Origin of the sequence: Priestia megaterium (assembly GCF_023824195.1) — a bacterium.
GTDB lineage: Bacteria > Bacillota > Bacilli > Bacillales > Bacillaceae_H > Priestia > Priestia megaterium_D.
This window is the reverse complement of the sequence record NZ_CP085442.1, coordinates 2,718,243-2,734,290: the sequence shown is the minus strand read 5'-3', so window position 1 is coordinate 2,734,290 and position 16,048 is coordinate 2,718,243. Positions and strand designations below refer to the sequence as shown.

The 16,048-nt window shown below is 38.5% G+C and carries 16 protein-coding genes; 13 read left to right on the top strand and 3 right to left on the bottom strand.

The genetic code is table 11. The features are described from left to right. From LIS78_RS13850 to LIS78_RS13840, 3 genes are read left to right on the top strand one after another with little or no spacing between them, the layout of a single operon-like run. Nucleotides 1–1,422, top strand: coding sequence for a non-oxidative hydroxyarylic acid decarboxylases subunit C (locus LIS78_RS13850; protein ID WP_252283803.1), 1,422 nt, complete (start codon nucleotides 1–3; stop codon nucleotides 1,420–1,422). Nucleotides 1,423–1,438: 16 nt separating this feature from the next. Further along, entirely contained in the window at nucleotides 1,439–1,663 is a 225-nt protein-coding gene (locus LIS78_RS13845; RefSeq protein ID WP_252283802.1) for a non-oxidative hydroxyarylic acid decarboxylases subunit D, read from the top strand. Between the two features lie 21 nt (nucleotides 1,664–1,684). Beyond that, nucleotides 1,685–2,155: a hypothetical protein gene (locus LIS78_RS13840; RefSeq protein ID WP_252283801.1), complete on the top strand. Its 471-nt coding sequence runs from the start codon at nucleotides 1,685–1,687 to the stop codon at nucleotides 2,153–2,155. Between the two features lie 17 nt (nucleotides 2,156–2,172). On the opposite strand, the gene LIS78_RS13835 is transcribed toward LIS78_RS13840, so the two are convergent. Beyond that, on the bottom strand, nucleotides 2,173–4,251 hold the full coding sequence (locus LIS78_RS13835; RefSeq protein ID WP_252283800.1) for a helix-turn-helix domain-containing protein: 2,079 nt from the start codon (nucleotides 4,249–4,251) through the stop codon (nucleotides 2,173–2,175). Between the two features lie 169 nt (nucleotides 4,252–4,420). Between LIS78_RS13835 and LIS78_RS13830 the strand changes: the two genes are divergently transcribed. The 5 genes from LIS78_RS13830 to LIS78_RS13810 all read left to right on the top strand — a co-directional run bounded on the left by LIS78_RS13830 (nucleotide 4,421) and on the right by LIS78_RS13810 (nucleotide 10,145). Then, the gene (locus LIS78_RS13830; protein WP_209149848.1) at nucleotides 4,421–5,644 is read left to right on the top strand and encodes an MFS transporter; all 1,224 of its coding nucleotides are present in this window, start codon (nucleotides 4,421–4,423) and stop codon (nucleotides 5,642–5,644) included. A gap of 23 nt (nucleotides 5,645–5,667) precedes the next feature. Beyond that, a complete protein-coding gene (locus LIS78_RS13825) occupies nucleotides 5,668–7,119 on the top strand; it encodes a M20 family metallopeptidase (RefSeq protein ID WP_252283798.1) in 1,452 nt (483 codons plus the stop codon). A gap of 48 nt (nucleotides 7,120–7,167) precedes the next feature. After that, complete coding sequence (locus LIS78_RS13820; protein ID WP_252283797.1) at nucleotides 7,168–7,311, top strand: hypothetical protein; 144 nt, start codon at nucleotides 7,168–7,170, stop codon at nucleotides 7,309–7,311. 161 nt (nucleotides 7,312–7,472) lie between these two features. Further along, a complete protein-coding gene (locus LIS78_RS13815) occupies nucleotides 7,473–9,176 on the top strand; it encodes an NAD-dependent malic enzyme (RefSeq protein WP_252283796.1) in 1,704 nt (567 codons plus the stop codon). Nucleotides 9,177–9,188: 12 nt separating this feature from the next. Continuing rightward, a complete protein-coding gene (locus tag LIS78_RS13810; protein ID WP_195783017.1) occupies nucleotides 9,189–10,145 on the top strand; it encodes an AEC family transporter in 957 nt (318 codons plus the stop codon). 45 nt (nucleotides 10,146–10,190) lie between these two features. On the opposite strand, the gene LIS78_RS13805 is transcribed toward LIS78_RS13810, so the two are convergent. Both LIS78_RS13805 and LIS78_RS13800 read right to left on the bottom strand, forming a co-directional pair. Further along, a complete protein-coding gene (locus tag LIS78_RS13805) occupies nucleotides 10,191–11,369 on the bottom strand; it encodes an NAD(P)/FAD-dependent oxidoreductase (RefSeq protein ID WP_013057328.1) in 1,179 nt (392 codons plus the stop codon). Between the two features lie 33 nt (nucleotides 11,370–11,402). Further along, entirely contained in the window at nucleotides 11,403–11,855 is a 453-nt protein-coding gene (locus tag LIS78_RS13800; RefSeq protein ID WP_013057327.1) for a DUF1641 domain-containing protein, read from the bottom strand. 429 nt (nucleotides 11,856–12,284) lie between these two features. Here LIS78_RS13800 and LIS78_RS13795 point away from each other — a divergent pair, with 429 nt between their 5' ends. From LIS78_RS13795 to LIS78_RS13775, 5 genes are all read left to right on the top strand, one after another. Beyond that, nucleotides 12,285–12,701: a hypothetical protein gene (locus LIS78_RS13795; protein ID WP_252283794.1), complete on the top strand. Its 417-nt coding sequence runs from the start codon at nucleotides 12,285–12,287 to the stop codon at nucleotides 12,699–12,701. Beyond that, on the top strand, nucleotides 12,698–13,981 hold the full coding sequence (locus LIS78_RS13790; protein WP_252283793.1) for an ammonium transporter: 1,284 nt from the start codon (nucleotides 12,698–12,700) through the stop codon (nucleotides 13,979–13,981). Before LIS78_RS13795 ends, LIS78_RS13790 begins: the two co-directional genes overlap by 4 nt. Before the next feature lie 134 nt (nucleotides 13,982–14,115). Then, nucleotides 14,116–14,313 (top strand): IDEAL domain-containing protein, encoded by a 198-nt coding sequence (locus LIS78_RS13785; protein ID WP_013057324.1) that lies wholly within the window; start codon nucleotides 14,116–14,118, stop codon nucleotides 14,311–14,313. A gap of 185 nt (nucleotides 14,314–14,498) precedes the next feature. Then, nucleotides 14,499–15,656 carry a hypothetical protein gene (locus LIS78_RS13780; protein ID WP_252283792.1) on the top strand — a complete coding sequence of 386 codons (1,158 nt, stop codon included), beginning with the start codon at nucleotides 14,499–14,501 and terminating at the stop codon, nucleotides 15,654–15,656. 13 nt (nucleotides 15,657–15,669) lie between these two features. Continuing rightward, nucleotides 15,670–16,047, top strand: a complete 378-nt coding sequence (locus LIS78_RS13775; protein ID WP_252283791.1) for a UCP033725 family protein — start codon at nucleotides 15,670–15,672, stop codon at nucleotides 16,045–16,047. The last annotated feature ends 1 nt before the right edge of the window (nucleotide 16,048 follow it).

Genomic DNA, 16,048 nt, shown 5'->3' with positions numbered 1-16,048 from the left:
ATGGCTTATAAAGACTTTAGAGATTTCCTTAATACGCTACATAAAGAAGGGCAGCTACTGACGGTTACAGATGAAGTGCAGCCTGATCCAGATTTAGGTTCAGCAGGTCAAGCCATCAGTAATTTAGGAGACCAAACGCCGGGATTATTATTTACCAATATTTATGGTTACAACAATGCAAAGGTAGCTCTAAACGTAATGGGTTCCTGGTCAAATCACGCGTTAATGATGGGACTGCCTAAATCAACTCCTGTAAAAGAACAGTTCTTTGAGTTTGCTCGGAGATATGAAAAATTTCCTGTCAAAGTGAAAAGGGAAGAAACAGCGCCATTTCATGAGTGTGAAATTAAAGATGATATCAACTTATTCGACCTTTTGCCATTGTTTCGCTTAAATCAAGGAGACGGCGGCTATTATCTAGATAAAGCGTGCGTCATTTCTCGTGATCAGCATGATAAGGAGAATTTCGGCAAACAAAACGTAGGTATATATCGTATGCAGGTCAAAGGGAAAGACCGTCTAGGCATTCAGCCCGTGCCACAGCATGATATTGCCATTCACTTGAAACAAGCCGAAGAAAAAGGTGAAAACCTCCCTGTATCAATTGCTTTAGGATGTGAACCTGCGATTGTCACAGCAGCCGCTACGCCGCTTCATTACGATCAATCAGAATATGAAATGGCAGGAGCTATTCAAGGTGAGCCGTACAGAATTGTGAAGTCTCAGCTTTCTGATTTAGATGTACCGTGGGGAGCAGAAGTGATTTTAGAGGGAGAGATCTTAGCTGGTGAACGCGAGTATGAAGGTCCTTTTGGTGAATTTACAGGTCATTACTCCGGTGGCAGAAGCATGCCTGTTATCAAAATCAATCGCGTATACCATCGTAAAGATCCTATTTTTGAAAGTTTATATATCGGTATGCCTTGGACAGAAACAGATTATTTAATTGGAATCAATACAAGCGTTCCTTTATATCAGCAGCTAAAAGAAGCATATCCTGAAGAGATTGAAGCTGTGAACGCGATGTATACTCATGGTCTCGTTGCTATCGTTTCAACAAAAAGCCGATACGGAGGATTTGCTAAGGCTGTTGGTATGAGGGCATTGACTACGCCGCATGGATTAGGATATTGCAAGCTAGTTATTTTAGTAGATGAAGACGTGGATCCGTTTAATTTACCGCAAGTCATGTGGGCGCTATCAACAAAAATGCACCCAAAACATGATGTTATAACAGTGCCTAATCTCTCAGTTCTTCCACTTGATCCAGGATCTGAGCCGGCTGGTATTACAGATAAAATGATTTTGGATGCTACAACACCGGTTGCACCGGAAACAAGAGGTCACTATTCTCAGCCTTTAGATACACCACTTGAAACTGAAAAATGGGAAAAAATCTTAACAAATATGATGCAAAGATAAACAAGGAGGAATCGACATGCATACTTGTCCGAGATGTGAAGTAAAACAAGCGAACTTAGTGTCTAAATCACCAGTTGAAGGAGCCTGGGAAATTTATTTATGCGACGTGTGTTTGTTTACCTGGCGTTCTTCTGAACCTGAGACAATCACCAATCCTGAAAAATACCCTCGACCATTTAAAGTCAATCCAAAAGACGTACCGCTAGCAACGCACGTGCCTCCTGTGCCACCCCGATCTTAATAAGCAAAGGTGGTAAGTAAAATGAATAAAGCAGCGCTGCCAAAAGCCGTGCGTGTATTTTTAAATGGAAAAGACTTAGAAAGAAAACAGCATGATGCGATGCTGCTATCTACAGTGACATCCGAGGGTTTTCCACATATAGCAATGATTAGCGCAGGAGAGCTGGTAGCTATTAGCTCTTCACGCGTCAAGCTGTTAGTATGGAAAGATACAACGTCTTCAACAAACATGATACAGAATCATAAGGCAACCGTTACATTAGTTATGGAAGGAAAAGCTTATTATATTAAACTTTTGCTGAAAAAAGAAGCTTCTGTGTTACGAGGCTATGAGTTATTTACGGGAGAAGTAGCGGCTGTTAAAGAAGATTACGCAAAATATGCAGTTTTAACATCAGGAATTCAATTTCAGCTTCATGATTCTAAAGAGGTACTAAGCCGCTGGAAGCAATCAATTGAGGCTGTTCTTTCTACTGAAAAAACCGATTCTTAAAAATAAGAATCGGTTTTTTAGCTGTAGTGAAATTTTTTCAAATAGCATGCTAGCTGAACTTTTAATAGGTGTTCACTGTTTGTAAATGATATGTTCATTTTTTCTTCAATTTTTTTCAACCGCTGATAGAGTGTATTAACATGAATATGAAGCTGCTTAGCTGTAAGTGAAGCAGAACGGTTATTATCAAAGTACGCTTCTAGTGTTTGCTCTAAAGGTTCATCATTCAAGTGATTGTTTTTAAGAGGAACAAATACTTCATCAATAAAGGTTTTTACTTCTTCTTTCGATTGATTAATAAATAGCCGGTTAATCCCTATTTCCTCATACAATATGCATCCATCTTGCTGCTGAGACAGAAGGTAAGAGATAGCTTTTTCAGCTTCACTATAACTTTTTCCTATTTGGGTAAAGTGAGAATAACGATTTCCAATCCCTATTTTTACATGACATTCATTGTAGTAACGCCATTTTGAGAGTAAATCTTCTAATTGTTTGATAATAGCACGGTGTTCTTCATGAGGATCAAGCGTAAATACAAGGGTTACTTTGGTGTCGAATCCGTATACGACCGGCGCTTTTGAAGTAAAAACAGATTTGATGTCAGACACAAGGCGATGAAGATGTAAGTTTAAGAGTTGGAGATCAGCCTGTGAACGAATGGTAATGATAGCGACTAGAATATGCTTTTTTGTATCAACGTTTAACTCATTTGCTTTTTGATATAGCAAAGTGGTGTCATAACATGATAAGTATTCACTAAATAATTCATGCGTTCGCTTGTAAAATAAATCGACCAACGTTTGTTTTTTCAGCATTTCTAGTGCAATAACAGAGCTGCTTTGCTCAAGTGCCACTTGATTTAGAGAGGAAAGATCTCCTTGATTTGCCTGTATAATAACTAACCCTAAGAGCGTGTCAATGCCGTGTATCGGTTGAATGTAAACACTGTGCGTCTGATTGTTTGCCTCAATAGTATAAAAGCAAGGTTTTGTATGCAAAAGAAAATGCGTGTGAAATTCAGCTGTTTTTGCATCTACATCAAGGAACTTTAAAGAGCCATAGGTTTTATTATCAACAAAATCTACAATGGTCACAGGAGACGTAACCATTCGGCGTAATTCCGTAAGGATTGGTTCAATTCCTTTACTTTGAAGTGAAACATTCATGAATGTGCGATGAATTTGATCGCGGCGTATTAAAAGTTCATTTTGGTTTTTTACATCTTCAAAAAGCGCTGAGTTTAAGAGAGCAATCGATACTTGATCGGAAAAGCTTTCTAACAATTCTTTATCCTCTTCATTTAAAAGAGGGGTTGTACCGTTTTGATAAATAATGAGTACGCATACCGTTTGTTCTTCCATACAAATTGGGACAGAAATAATAGATTGAATGTTTGTAAACGTATAGGACTGATTAAGATAATGAATATTGTCGTCAGTCATAGTAGAAGAATCGCGTAATATATCCTTTAAGTTCGTATACATATAGCTTTTATTATGCTGAAATGTCTTTCCGATAATTCCTTCGCCAACTTTCATTTTCATGTTTTGAATTTTATTATTTGGCCCCCCGGACCAGGCGCGAGGCAAAAGAAATTGAGTGGAAGAATCAAACATCCACAGCACGCCCATATCCGCAACAGAAATAACTGAAAGAGCATTTTCCAGAATCCTTGTTAATAGATAATCAGAGTCTTGTAAAAGTGAGATTTCCTTAATGCTTTTCATAAGCACGTTCAAAATGTGCTCATGCCGCTCTAGCTTTTTTTGCAGTACATAAGGAGAAAAGTTAGCCGATAGCTGTTTTATTTGTTGGGGTGTCCAGTCATGCTTAGAAAATATGCGAACAACAAACGCATAGCGATTTGGAAAGGATAAGTAAAATTCTTCGAACTCTTCATATGTCGTATGCTTTTGAAAGGAATCACTGCCGTTATGTAGGCTAGTGGGAGGAGTATAAGTCAGGGATGAGCATGAAGAACTGGAAAAAATCACGTTAAAATTTGCAGAATCAATACTTGCCCAAATTTGATAAGAACTGTTTTTGATAATGGATGTAAGATAACCTTTCATATTAGCTAATAAATCACTCATGTTAACAACCCCTTATAGACTACTTAATGTAAAAAAATACATAGTTATAGTTCTTATTATATAGAAATACACATTGAAAAAATAGTCAGAATTTTTTAATATTTATATAACGAATCGATTTGTTACAAAACATTACATTAAATGGAATAAAAAGGAGATGAGCGCATTTATGCTAGCAAGGTCGAACTGGAAATACGTCATTTTATTTTTATTATTTTTAGGCTGGTCGCTTGGAAACTTAGATCGTTTTATTATTAATTACGCTATTTTAGATATTTCAAAAGATTTACATCTTAATGCCTCTTCTACAGGCATCATTTTAAGCAGTTTCTTTGCAGGCTATGCACTGATGCAAATACCTGGTGGATGGCTAGCAGATCGCTTTGGATTTAAAAAAGTCATTACAATTGCCGTGCTTTTATGGTCTTTGTTTACGGTTTTTACCGGAATGGCCTGGTCTTTTGCTTCTATCATTATCATTCGCTTTTTATTTGGATTAGGGGAAGGGAGCTATTTTCCATCTGCATCAAAAGGAATCGCAGGGTGGTTTCCTCAGCAAGAACGCAGTAGAGCCATGTCCTTTTTGTTATCGTCAGGTACGATTATGGGCGTGGTTACACCGATTCTAGCGACGCAGCTGATGCAAACGATAAGCTGGAGAAGTATCTTTTATATCATAGGAGCCATCGGGCTCGTTATTACGATACTGTTTGTATTTTTATTAAAAGAAAAGCAGCAGAGAGGAAAAAGAGAGGTATCTGCTATTCCAGCTAAGCAGATGACATTAAAAGAAATTGTCAAAACTCCGATGATTTGGAATTTATTTATTGCATACTTCAGTATTTACGCCATTAACTGGGGACTCATGTCGTGGATGCCTACATATCTAGCCGAAGTACGACATTTAAATTTAACGGACATTGGTTTTCTTTCCGCTATCCCAGCATTTGTAGGTATTATCGGGATGTTTGTTAGCGGCTTTGTTTTAGACAAGCTTCCGGATGGAAAAGACAAGACGATAGCGGCGGTGTTTGGCTTACTGATGGGCGTTTTTCTTTGCTTAATGGCCATTTCACCTAGCGTAGGCATGTTTATCGTTTTTCAAAGTGCAGTCACTTTACTGTTTTCGTTTAATGTGATTTTAATCGCTTCAGCTCCTTTAAAAATGTTGCCTGAATCAGTGGTCGGTTCAGCAAATGGTTTTATTAATACAGGAGCTCAAGCAGCCGGCGTATTAACACCGATGCTCATTGGCTTTTTAGTACAATCGTTTGGCGGGTCGTATAATGCAGCATTTGCTTTATTAATTATCTGCGCTCTTGTCTGTGCTATTTCGTTGTTTTCGATTCGACCTGCAAAAGTGGTATTGGAAACACAAAACGCTGTTAAATAATGAAGAAAAAAGGAGAGGGTTTCATGGATATTATAAAAGAAGTCGAAAAACTTATTGAAAAAAAGCGAAACGAGCTAACTCAAATCAGTGATCAAATATGGGAATATGCAGAAACAAGGTTTGAAGAGTATAAGTCGGCACAGCTGATCTGCGACATGTTAGAAAAAGAAGAGTTTACGCTTCGTACACATATCGCCAACCTTGAAACAGGTTTTATTGGAAGCTACGGGCACGGTTATCCGATCATCGCTATTCTCGGTGAATACGATGCGCTTACAGGGCTGAGTCAAAAAGATAAGTGCGCAGCAGCAGATCCAGTCAAAAAAAACGGAAATGGCCATGGGTGTGGACATAACCTACTTGGAGTAGGCTCACTAGCAGCTGCACTTGCTGTCAAAGAATATTTAAAAGAAAAAAATGTTCCGGGGACCGTTCGATACTATGGATGTCCAGCCGAAGAAAGTGGTTACGGAAAGACGTATATGGTACGAGAAGGATTTTTTCAAGATGTAGACGTCGCGTTTTCATGGCATCCGGCTACCGTTAATGGTGTTATGCATACGTCATCGAATGCGGTTATGCAAGCAACTTTTAAATTTAAAGGAAGAAGCAGTCATGCAGCTGCTAGTCCTCATCTTGGCAGAAGCGCTTTAGACGCTGTAGAGTTGATGAATATTGGCGTGAATTATATGCGTGAGCATATGATAGATGAAGCGCGCGTACACTATGCCATTACAAACAGCGGAGGCATCTCTCCTAATGTTGTTCAAGCAGAAGCCGAAGTCATGTACTTAATTCGTGCTCCAAAGTCATCTCAAGTAAAAGAACTTTATGAACGGGTTGTGAAAATTGCAAAGGGAGCGGCTTTAATGACTGAAACACAAATGGAACAGGAAATTCAAGGAGCCTGCGCTAATCTAATTCCAAATCAAACAATGGAGCAGCTTATGCATAAGCAAATGATGCAGATAAATTTGGCTGAAGTGAAACAAGAAGAAATAGCTTTTGCCAAAGCTATTTACGAGTCTACATCCGCTGAAGATAAAGAAACAGCAAAAAAACAAGTGGGTTCACTGCTAGACAAAGCTTTAGCGAATCATCCAGTCTTCAACCAAATTGCTCCTATGTCTAAAAATGTTTCCTTTATGACAGGATCAACTGATGTCGCAGACGTTAGCTGGAATGTTCCAACTGCACAGTGTGTGACCGCAACGTGGGCTTATGCTACGCCGTTTCATACATGGCAAGCTGTTGCTCAAGGGAAAACGGAGTATGCTCATAATGCGATGTTATTGGCTGGAAAGGCCATCGCGGCTACGGCGATTGAAATGATAGAAAATCAAGAGCTGATTAGTCAAGCTAAACAAGAGCTAGAGGGTAGGCTAGAAGGGGAAAGCTATGAGTGTCTTGTGCCTTCACATATACAGCCACCTAATTACTCAGAAAGTGAGCAAGAAGACTATAGCGTGGTATAAAAAACGAGGCGGGGAAAAACGTATTTTCGTTTAAGGAAGATCCGAACGATGAATCGTTCGGATTTTTTTATTGTTAGAGTGAACGCAGGTTTTATGTATGTAGTTGCTTCTAGCTGTGGATTGGAGGGCAAGGCGAAGACTCCCGAAGAAAGCGAAGTCATGCACGGAAATCAAAAGTGTTGTAACAAGTGATCCATACTAGCTCATTTATCCCGTTTGTTCGTCTTTAAATTAGGTTGATATAGTTATGTCTCAATCTCTTTTTGTGTTTTCATTAAAAATAAATGGTTAAAAATATATCTCTTTGCTGAACCTAACCCTATCTAATTGTTTAGGAAAAGAGGTAAAAAAACATGAGAGCATATAAAGTAGAAAAAGATGGGGCAATTTCAACTTCACTAAAAGGAAAATCAGTTTTATCCACTTCTTATTTAAATAAAGGTTCTGCTTTTACTGAAGAAGAAAGAGAAAACCTTCATCTGCAGGGACTTCTTCCTCCAACGGTTTTAACGTTAGAAGAACAGGTGAAAAGAGCATATGAGCAGTTCAAAAAAGCACCGAATGATCTTCAAAAAAATAATTCGTTGAATGATCTACATAACCGGAACGTCGTCTTATTTTATCGTTTATTAACCGATCATTTAAGTGAAATGCTTCCTATTATTTACACGCCTACTGTAGGTCAATCCATCCAAGAATACAGCCATGAATACCATCGACCTGACGGACTATATTTATCTGTAAATGAAGCGGATCGATTAAGTGATGCGATTGAAAACTTAGGACTCGACAGCGAAGATATTGATTTGCTTGTTGTAACGGATTCAGAAAGTATTCTCGGCATCGGGGACTGGGGTGTAGGAGGAATAAATATTGCAGTTGGAAAGTTAGCGGTCTACACAGCTGCAGCAGGAATTGACCCAAGCCGCGTACTGCCTGTTGTTCTTGACATGGGGACCAATAACAAAAAGCTTCTTGAAGATCCTTTGTATTTAGGAAATCGTCATGAACGAGTAAAAGGAGAAGACTATAATCGCTTTATTGCTCAATTTGTAAAAGAAATAACGACCAAGTTTCCTAAAGCGCTTCTTCATTGGGAGGATCTTGGGAATATTAACGCGCGTCACATTATGAAAGAATACGGCGATAAAATTTTAACGTTTAATGATGATATTCAAGGAACGGGAGTAATTACTCTTGCAGCCGTTTTAACAGCCGTGCGTATTACAGGAACGCCTTTAAAAGATCAGCGGGTTGTTGTATTTGGACCGGGATCTGCTGGAATTGGGAATGCTGATCGTATTCATAGTGCGATGATGCTTGAAGGGCTGTCTGAAGAAGAAGCATATGATCGTTTTTGGGCATATGATTACAGAGGTCTGTTAACCGAAGATATGGAAGATTTAGCTCCTTTTCAACAGCCATATGTTCGCCAAAATGAAGAGATTAAAGAATGGGAAAAAGACGATGAAAATAAAATTTCACTGTTGGAGCTTGTCAAGCAAGTGAAGCCAACGATTTTAATTGGAACGTCAGGCGTCACGGATGCTTTTACCGAAGAAATTATTAAAGAAATGGCAAAACATGTAGAGCGCCCGGTGATTATGCCGCTTTCAAACCCAACTAAACTTGCTGAAGCTGTTCCGGAAAATATTATAAAATGGACGGAAGGAAAAGCCCTTATTGCAACGGGAAGTCCATTTGAACCCGTTGAATATAACGGACACACTTATGAAATCGGACAGGCTAATAATGCGTTTGTGTTTCCTGGTCTTGGTTTAGGTGCAATTGTGGTTCGCGCTCAAAAGTTTACTGAATCTATGTTTGCAGAAGCAGCCAATGCAGTAGCGCGTATAGCAGAAACAGACACAAAAGGAGATACGCTTCTTCCCAACATTAAAGATCTTCAAAAAGTATCAAAGGCGGTTGCTGTAGCAGTTGCCGATGCTGCTGTAAAAGATAACGTAGCAACTGTTACCGAGCAAAATGTAAATGAACTTGTAGAAGCAGCGGTATGGCAGCCTGTTTATAAACCGGTTAAGGCAAAAAATGAATGAGGTGAATGATAAATGAGCATAGGTCAAATTTTTCTCATTCTCGCGCCTATCTTTTTTGTCATTTTGCTTGGTTATTTAGCAGGGCATTTTAAAAAATTTGATAAGCAAACGTCTAAGGGGCTCAACACATTAGTAACGAAGTTTGCGCTTCCTGCACACTTATTTGTAGGTGTAACGACAACACCAAGAAAAACACTCATAGACGAATGGCCGTTTTTAGTAGCGCTGATTTTGGGAATCGTCGGGTTTTATCTCATTATATTGCTCATCGTGAAGTATGCAGGGAAGTATACGTTAACTGCCTCTTCTATGTTTGCCCTAAACTCAGCTCAGCCAACGTTTGCTTTTATGGGCATTCCAGTACTCGGAGGATTGTTCGGTGCAGGCGCAGTAGCGATTCCAATTGCCATAACCGGAATTGTTGTAAATGCGATTTTAGATCCGCTGGCAACGATTTTAGGAACCGTTGGACAACGGGGACGAAAAGAAGGGGGAGAGAAAACAAGTTTATTTAAAGTAACGGTTCATTCCATTTTGCATGGTTTATCTGAGCCTTTGGCATGTGTACCGTTAATTGGAGTAATTTTAACGCTTTGCGGCTTTCAGTCACCTAAACTTTTACAGGATATGCTTGATCAAATCGGAAGTATCACATCGGGAGCGGCTTTATTTGCGGTAGGAGTAACGATTGGAATTGGAAAAATTAACTTCAGTAAAGGTGCGCTTGGGATCGCTGTCTTAAAAGTAGCGGTTCAACCCATCGTTATGCTTGGAATTGCAGTATGGATAGGGTTGTCTTCAGATGAAGTGACAAAAGCTATTTTACTGGTAGCTTTTCCTGGGTCTGCTGTAGCTGCGATGATTGCTTTGCGGTTTGAAAGCTTGGAAAACGAAACGGCATCTGCTTTTGTCATTAGTGCTATTTTATCGTTGGTTACGCTGCCGCTTCTTATTTCTTGGCTTATGTAAATAAAAAAACGAAAGAGGAGAATTCCTCTTTCGTTTTAAGACGGATTAATAAGCTAATGCGAATAATCCTTTGATATGAGATAAGTAACGAACGTTACTTGCTTCTTTCATAAGTGATGCTGGTAAACCTTTTAATTGCGTTTTGTTTCCGCCGATTGTACCAATTGCATCTTTGCGTCCAAGACTTCCTAGTGTACCAGAGAAGACAGGAACGAATGATTCCATTGCTCCGCCGCGAATAGCTACTGCTAAGTTCACGCCTACAACTTCACCCATTTGCCAAGCTAATTGAGCAGTAGGTGGGTAAGGGCGACCTTCTGGACCCATTACAACTGCTGAGTCACCAGCAAGGAATACATCTTTATGAGATGTAGATTGTAAGAATTCATTTACAAGTGCACGACCGCGGTTTACTTCGATACCTGAGTTAGCAACTACAGAGTTACCTTGAACTCCGCCAGTCCATACCATTGTTTTTGTTTCAATTTTGCTGCCGTCTTTAAGTTCAACAGTTGTAGCATCCATTTTTGTTACAGGTGTACCAGTAACGAATGTAACGCCACGTTTTGTTAAGCTTGATTGAGCGCGCTCTACTAATTCAGCAGGGAAGCCTGGAAGAACTGTAGGAGCTGCTTCTACACAGTATAGAGAAATTTCTTTTGGATCAACACCGTGTTTTAGACATAGGCTTGGCATTAAGTCAGCGTATTCACCAACAAGTTCGATACCTGTTAATCCGCCGCCGCCAACTACGATTGTACCGTCAGCTTTATTTTTTGTTTTGCTGTATTCAGCGATACAAGCTTCTACGTGTGCACGTAAACGGTTTGCATCATTTACTGATTTAAGAACGAAGCTGTGCTCTTCTAAACCAGGGATACCGAAGTAAGCAGTTTCACTACCTAAAGCTGTAACAAGGTAGTCGTAGCTTAATTTTGTACCATCTTCAAGAGATACTTCACGTTGATCTGGTGAGATTTCTTTTACCGTTGCAATTTTTAAATCAACGTTGTAGTTTTTAAGTAATTTATCAAGTGGTAAAGCTACCGCTTGTTCAGAAACGCCGCCTACAGCTAGACGGTGTAATTCTGTAATGATTTGGTGAGTAGCAAAACGGTTCACTACTGTAATTTTTGCTTCATCCGCACTTAGGTGTTGGCGAGCTGTCATTGCAGTTAATAAACCACCGTAACCGCCGCCTAAAATTAAAATATGTTTTGACATAGTCGATCCTCCGTCCACACTTTTTAATGAAAATTATTTTTGTTTTTCGTTTGTAATGTCTAAATACGCTTGTGCAAAGCGGAATAGTTTTTGAGCTTGTGGATCTTTAAGCATGCGTAATAAACCGAATAAACCGATTGAATTAGAAGCATTTGCTTCTGCACGATCGTTTGCTTCGATTGCAGTAGCTGCAAGACCTTTTACTGTTCCTTCTACTGGCTCGATAAATTCTTTTACTCCACCAAGTAGATCTTCTTTTAATACGTCGTCAGTTAATAATGATTGCGCAACGTCGTAAGTTTTTGTAAGCACCGTTACCATTTCAGATAATTTTGGTAAATTATCTACAAGAACAGTAAGAGCTTCTTGTACTTCAGGCTTTAACAATTGATCTAACACATCCGCTTGACCTTTGTTAACTGCCGCTTCTGTTTGTACAGCAGCATTTTCCTCTGCAGCTGATTTTTGAATAGTTGATTGAGACATGAAAAGTCCTCCTTTGCTGGATACTGTTGCATATGTAGTTCCTAGTTATCTGCTAGACTTTCAAACTACATTGTGAAGTTGTGAAATCTTGCACATAATTCTATTTTAATTTTAATACGAGATAAAATCAACTCATTTCGTTGAAAAAATAAGCGAAGAACCTCGTAACCCTTTGTTTAATAAAAGTTTATAAAAAATAAAGCGAATAATTGCCTAGGTAAATAAAATTAAACTAGGGAACTAACATGATTCCTCTTCCTACGATAAAACAAATAACGTCATATTTCAACACATACGAACTTAATATTCTATAAGTATTAAAAAGATAGGGCGCATTTACTATTTAAAGAGTTTTCAAAAAATTACATTGACTTACTATAGTGTTCTACATATAATCAAAATATAACATCTTATGTAAGGAGATATAACATGGTTATAGTGGATGAACTTTATCATAATGTGGTCATTACATTGCCTCAATTAAAATTAATTGAATTTATAATGAAGTTAAAAGAAGCTAAAGCACAAGAAATAGAAGATATAAAAACGAAAATTAGTAAATACGAAGAGAAGAAACGTGCTGAAGAAGCTTGGTATCAATCACTATCACCGTTTCGAAAATTTTTTACCGGGCGTCCTTTAAGTCATCATCAAGCGGTCGAATATATGGTATACGTAAAGGAACGCTTTAAAAAAATTGATCACCTTAAAGCACAAATGCGAGAACTTCATGAAGTTCTTGAATTAATAAAAGCAGAAAATGAAGAAACAAGTGAAATTACGCTTTCGCCTGCTATTGTACAAGAAATAAAACGATTAAAAAGCAGTGGAGGCGTTGGGATATGAGTGTTAATGAACTAAGTTTAGGTATAAATACGACGTGGGTTGTGTTAACAGCCGCGATGATTTTGTTAATGGAAGGCGGCTTTGCCTTGCTAGAGGCAGGTTTTGTCCGCTATAAAAATAGCGTGAATATTATTATGAAAGTATTCGCTGATATTACAATAGGAACGCTTTGTTTCTATTTAATTGGTTTTGGATTAATGTACGGAGATGATTTAGGTGGAGTTGTCGGTAAAAGCGGTTTTGCGCTATCAGGTGATTTATCGCACCTTGACATTCCAATTGGGCTTGAAACATTTTGGTTGTTTCAATGTGCGTTTGTTATTGCGGTCATTTCTATCGTTTCTGGAGCGGTAGCAGAACGAATTAATTTCCGTGCATACCTTTTATATGCGATTTTGATGACTACATTTATTTATCCTATAGCCGGCCACTGGATTTGGGGAGGCGGATGGATTAGTAAGTTAGGGATGCTTGATTTTGCCGGTTCGGCAGTTATCCATGCTCTAGGCGGTTTTTCAGCGTTAGCAGCTGCAATAATGATTGGACCGAGAAAAGGGAAGTTCACGAAAAATGGAATTAGTTCTGTTTCTCTTCCCAGCAATCTGCCGCTTGCATCAGTGGGTGCTTTTTTATTATGGTTTGGATGGTTCGGGTTTAATGCAGGAAGTACGCTAAGTGCCACTGACGTTAGAATTGGTCACATTGCTATTGTCACAATGTTATCAGCAGCAGCAGGCGGAGCAGCTACTTTATTTTATACTTTATTTCGCTACAACCGTTCAGATGCACCTTCTGTGATAAATGGATCGCTTGCCGGACTGGTTGGCATTACGGCCGGGTGCGCTTTTGTTAACACACCATCTGCTATTTTTATTGGAGCTGTATCTGGCTTATTAATGATGGCAGCTACAAATTGGCTCGAAGCACGTCAAATTGACGATCCTGTAGGAGCTTTTCCTGTACACGCTGCTTCGGGAATATGGGGCACGTTGGCTGTGGGTTTGTTTTCTACAGACGGCGGTGTGTTTACAGGAGGAGGCTGGACGTTACTTGGTGTTCAACTTCTTGGGTTAATCGCTCTATGCGCTTGGGGATTTGTTACGACGTGGATAGGGTTAAAGGTTATTTCCTTGGTGGTTCCGCTTCGATCTACGGAAGAAGAAGAAGAAGTAGGCTTAGATATCAGCTACCACGGTATCATGGCAGCTCATCAAGCTCCTGAATTTATTGAATATGAAAACTACTATGCGGAAGTAAAAGAAGAAGCCGCAGATTCGTAATAAAAGGCCGCGCTTTATAACAAAAGGGCGGCCTTTTTATGTGGAAAAAAATAGATTTAAAATACTTGGTTTAAATGATTGAAAAGTCAGAATATTTGTGTTATATTATAAAAAAGCCAAGGAGTTGATTTCTTATGAAAAAGAATTTACTTAATTCACCGCAAAAATCCAACGGAAAGGTGCTTGATGCATTATTCGCTGAGATGATTTTAGACAAGGCGATTGCAGAATTTCGTAAAGCACAGCTAAAAGAAGAAATCGACCGCACGCTATTGATGAAAAATAAAGAAGAGTTTTTAAAACTCTCATCAGAACTTAAACAAATTTCTTAATTACTTACTATACTTCACACACCATCTATTTTAGATGGTGTGTTTTATTTTTGAGACCTACTAAAAGGGATTAATTAGTAATAATTATGAATATATTCCTATTTAAAACTTTATTTACATTAATTGTATTGACTTCTTTTATGGATTTTTTTAACATAAACAAGAATTAAAGAGGAGGGGTTTGGTTGGGACATCTATTATTAGTAGATAGCTTGATTGCAGGTATTGTTTGTATTGTGTTAGGGATTTTATTTAGAGCTCATAAAACAAGTAAATTTTTGTATGGCATAGGGATTGTGTTTGGTCTTATTTTTGTAGTTGGAACGGTTAGTCATTCTTCATCTAATACAGAAACTTCATCAGTTACAGCTGAGAAAGTAGAAGCAAATCAAAAAGACAGTAAAGACACGTCAGAACTTAAAGCTCTCGTTACTAAGGGAATGACAGATAAGGAATTTCAAAAAGAAAAAGAGAAAGCCGCTCTTCAACAGTCAGACTTAATTACGTTAGGTAACGGAGAAGTCGGATACGTGATCAAAGCTGAAGACGGTTACGTTGTAGCTGATACGAATGGCGCAACCATTTCAAGCGTTGAAACGTTTAAAACGGCTGATGAAGTAGAACAGTATGAATTAAATGAAGTTAAAAAAGTACATAAAGATGTAAGAATAGTTGATGCTCATTATACGGCTTCAGATTTAGAAAGCTTAGAAGATTTTGATCAAAAAATTAATGAAGTGCTGAAGCGCGTTAATCTTACAAAAAAAGAGTTTAATGAACTAAAATTAAAGGATGTTAAAACATTAACTTCTCATGAAATAGAAGTAATGAAGGCTATTCGTGACTCTGTTTCTCCCATTACAAAAGATACGCTGCTGCAAAAAACGATCCCTGCTAAAGATATTGAAAAGTATGTAGATGGATCTTATACAGCAGTGGGAGGGTACGTAGCTAAAGCTGAAGATGTTCATGATATTACTTCGTACAAAGATTTTGTTGAAAGCTTACGTTTAGATTATACCGATGGTTCAGGCAAAAGGCCGTTTCCTGAAGAAGGATCGACGTACGGTGTAATCAAATTTAAATCGCAAGCGGTAAGCCACGTTGATATTCCCTACGGAACTGTGTTCGGAGGGAAAACAACAGATGGACCTCCATGTACGCTTAATGGGTTTACAGGATCTCGAAACGGGGAAACCGTTCCAGAGTTCAAATTTGATAACTATTATCCACCAGCAAACGGAGCGGAACTATACCAAGTGGTAAATGGGGAAGAAGTACTTTTAGCTACCTATGTGGCGGAAGAAAAACAATTTGTACCAGTCGTTGCTAAACCAATGTAAAGGACTGTTTTTTATGATTCGAAAGGGTTTGTTTGCAGCATATAATGAACGAGACTACGAATGTTATGAAACGGAAAACGGCTGTGTAAAGCTGATTAGTTATGATAAAGGCGACGTAGCAAATGGATTCATTCCATACAATGACACGACTTTCACAAAAGAAGTTCCTAGAGAATCTGTTGAAGAAGTGTTCTTTGTAGCTCCGTATGCTACTTATCAAAATGCAACGTTTGGAGTATCAGATGCTTCTGATAGTCGAGTGCTTCTGACCACATCTGAAAAAGAAAAAGCTGATAAACATAATTTTCAACGAACGGATAAATATCTATATGAAAAACATGTGTTAAGAGAAGAAGTGAAGTTAATGGAGAAAAAAACTCCTTATTCATAAA

What these genes read in the sequence shown, in the direction of transcription:
- LIS78_RS13850 (WP_252283803.1), top strand. Translation starts at nt 1, where the DNA reads ATGGCTTATAAAGACTTTAGAGATTTCCTTAATACGCTACATAAAGAA.
- LIS78_RS13845 (WP_252283802.1), top strand. Translation starts at nt 1,439, where the DNA reads ATGCATACTTGTCCGAGATGTGAAGTAAAACAAGCGAACTTAGTGTCT.
- LIS78_RS13840 (WP_252283801.1), top strand. Translation starts at nt 1,685, where the DNA reads ATGAATAAAGCAGCGCTGCCAAAAGCCGTGCGTGTATTTTTAAATGGA.
- LIS78_RS13835 (WP_252283800.1), bottom strand. Translation starts at nt 4,251, where the DNA reads ATGAGTGATTTATTAGCTAATATGAAAGGTTATCTTACATCCATTATC.
- LIS78_RS13830 (WP_209149848.1), top strand. Translation starts at nt 4,421, where the DNA reads ATGCTAGCAAGGTCGAACTGGAAATACGTCATTTTATTTTTATTATTT.
- LIS78_RS13825 (WP_252283798.1), top strand. Translation starts at nt 5,668, where the DNA reads ATGGATATTATAAAAGAAGTCGAAAAACTTATTGAAAAAAAGCGAAAC.
- LIS78_RS13820 (WP_252283797.1), top strand. Translation starts at nt 7,168, where the DNA reads ATGAATCGTTCGGATTTTTTTATTGTTAGAGTGAACGCAGGTTTTATG.
- LIS78_RS13815 (WP_252283796.1), top strand. Translation starts at nt 7,473, where the DNA reads ATGAGAGCATATAAAGTAGAAAAAGATGGGGCAATTTCAACTTCACTA.
- LIS78_RS13810 (WP_195783017.1), top strand. Translation starts at nt 9,189, where the DNA reads ATGAGCATAGGTCAAATTTTTCTCATTCTCGCGCCTATCTTTTTTGTC.
- LIS78_RS13805 (WP_013057328.1), bottom strand. Translation starts at nt 11,369, where the DNA reads ATGTCAAAACATATTTTAATTTTAGGCGGCGGTTACGGTGGTTTATTA.
- LIS78_RS13800 (WP_013057327.1), bottom strand. Translation starts at nt 11,855, where the DNA reads ATGTCTCAATCAACTATTCAAAAATCAGCTGCAGAGGAAAATGCTGCT.
- LIS78_RS13795 (WP_252283794.1), top strand. Translation starts at nt 12,285, where the DNA reads ATGGTTATAGTGGATGAACTTTATCATAATGTGGTCATTACATTGCCT.
- LIS78_RS13790 (WP_252283793.1), top strand. Translation starts at nt 12,698, where the DNA reads ATGAGTGTTAATGAACTAAGTTTAGGTATAAATACGACGTGGGTTGTG.
- LIS78_RS13785 (WP_013057324.1), top strand. Translation starts at nt 14,116, where the DNA reads ATGAAAAAGAATTTACTTAATTCACCGCAAAAATCCAACGGAAAGGTG.
- LIS78_RS13775 (WP_252283791.1), top strand. Translation starts at nt 15,670, where the DNA reads ATGATTCGAAAGGGTTTGTTTGCAGCATATAATGAACGAGACTACGAA.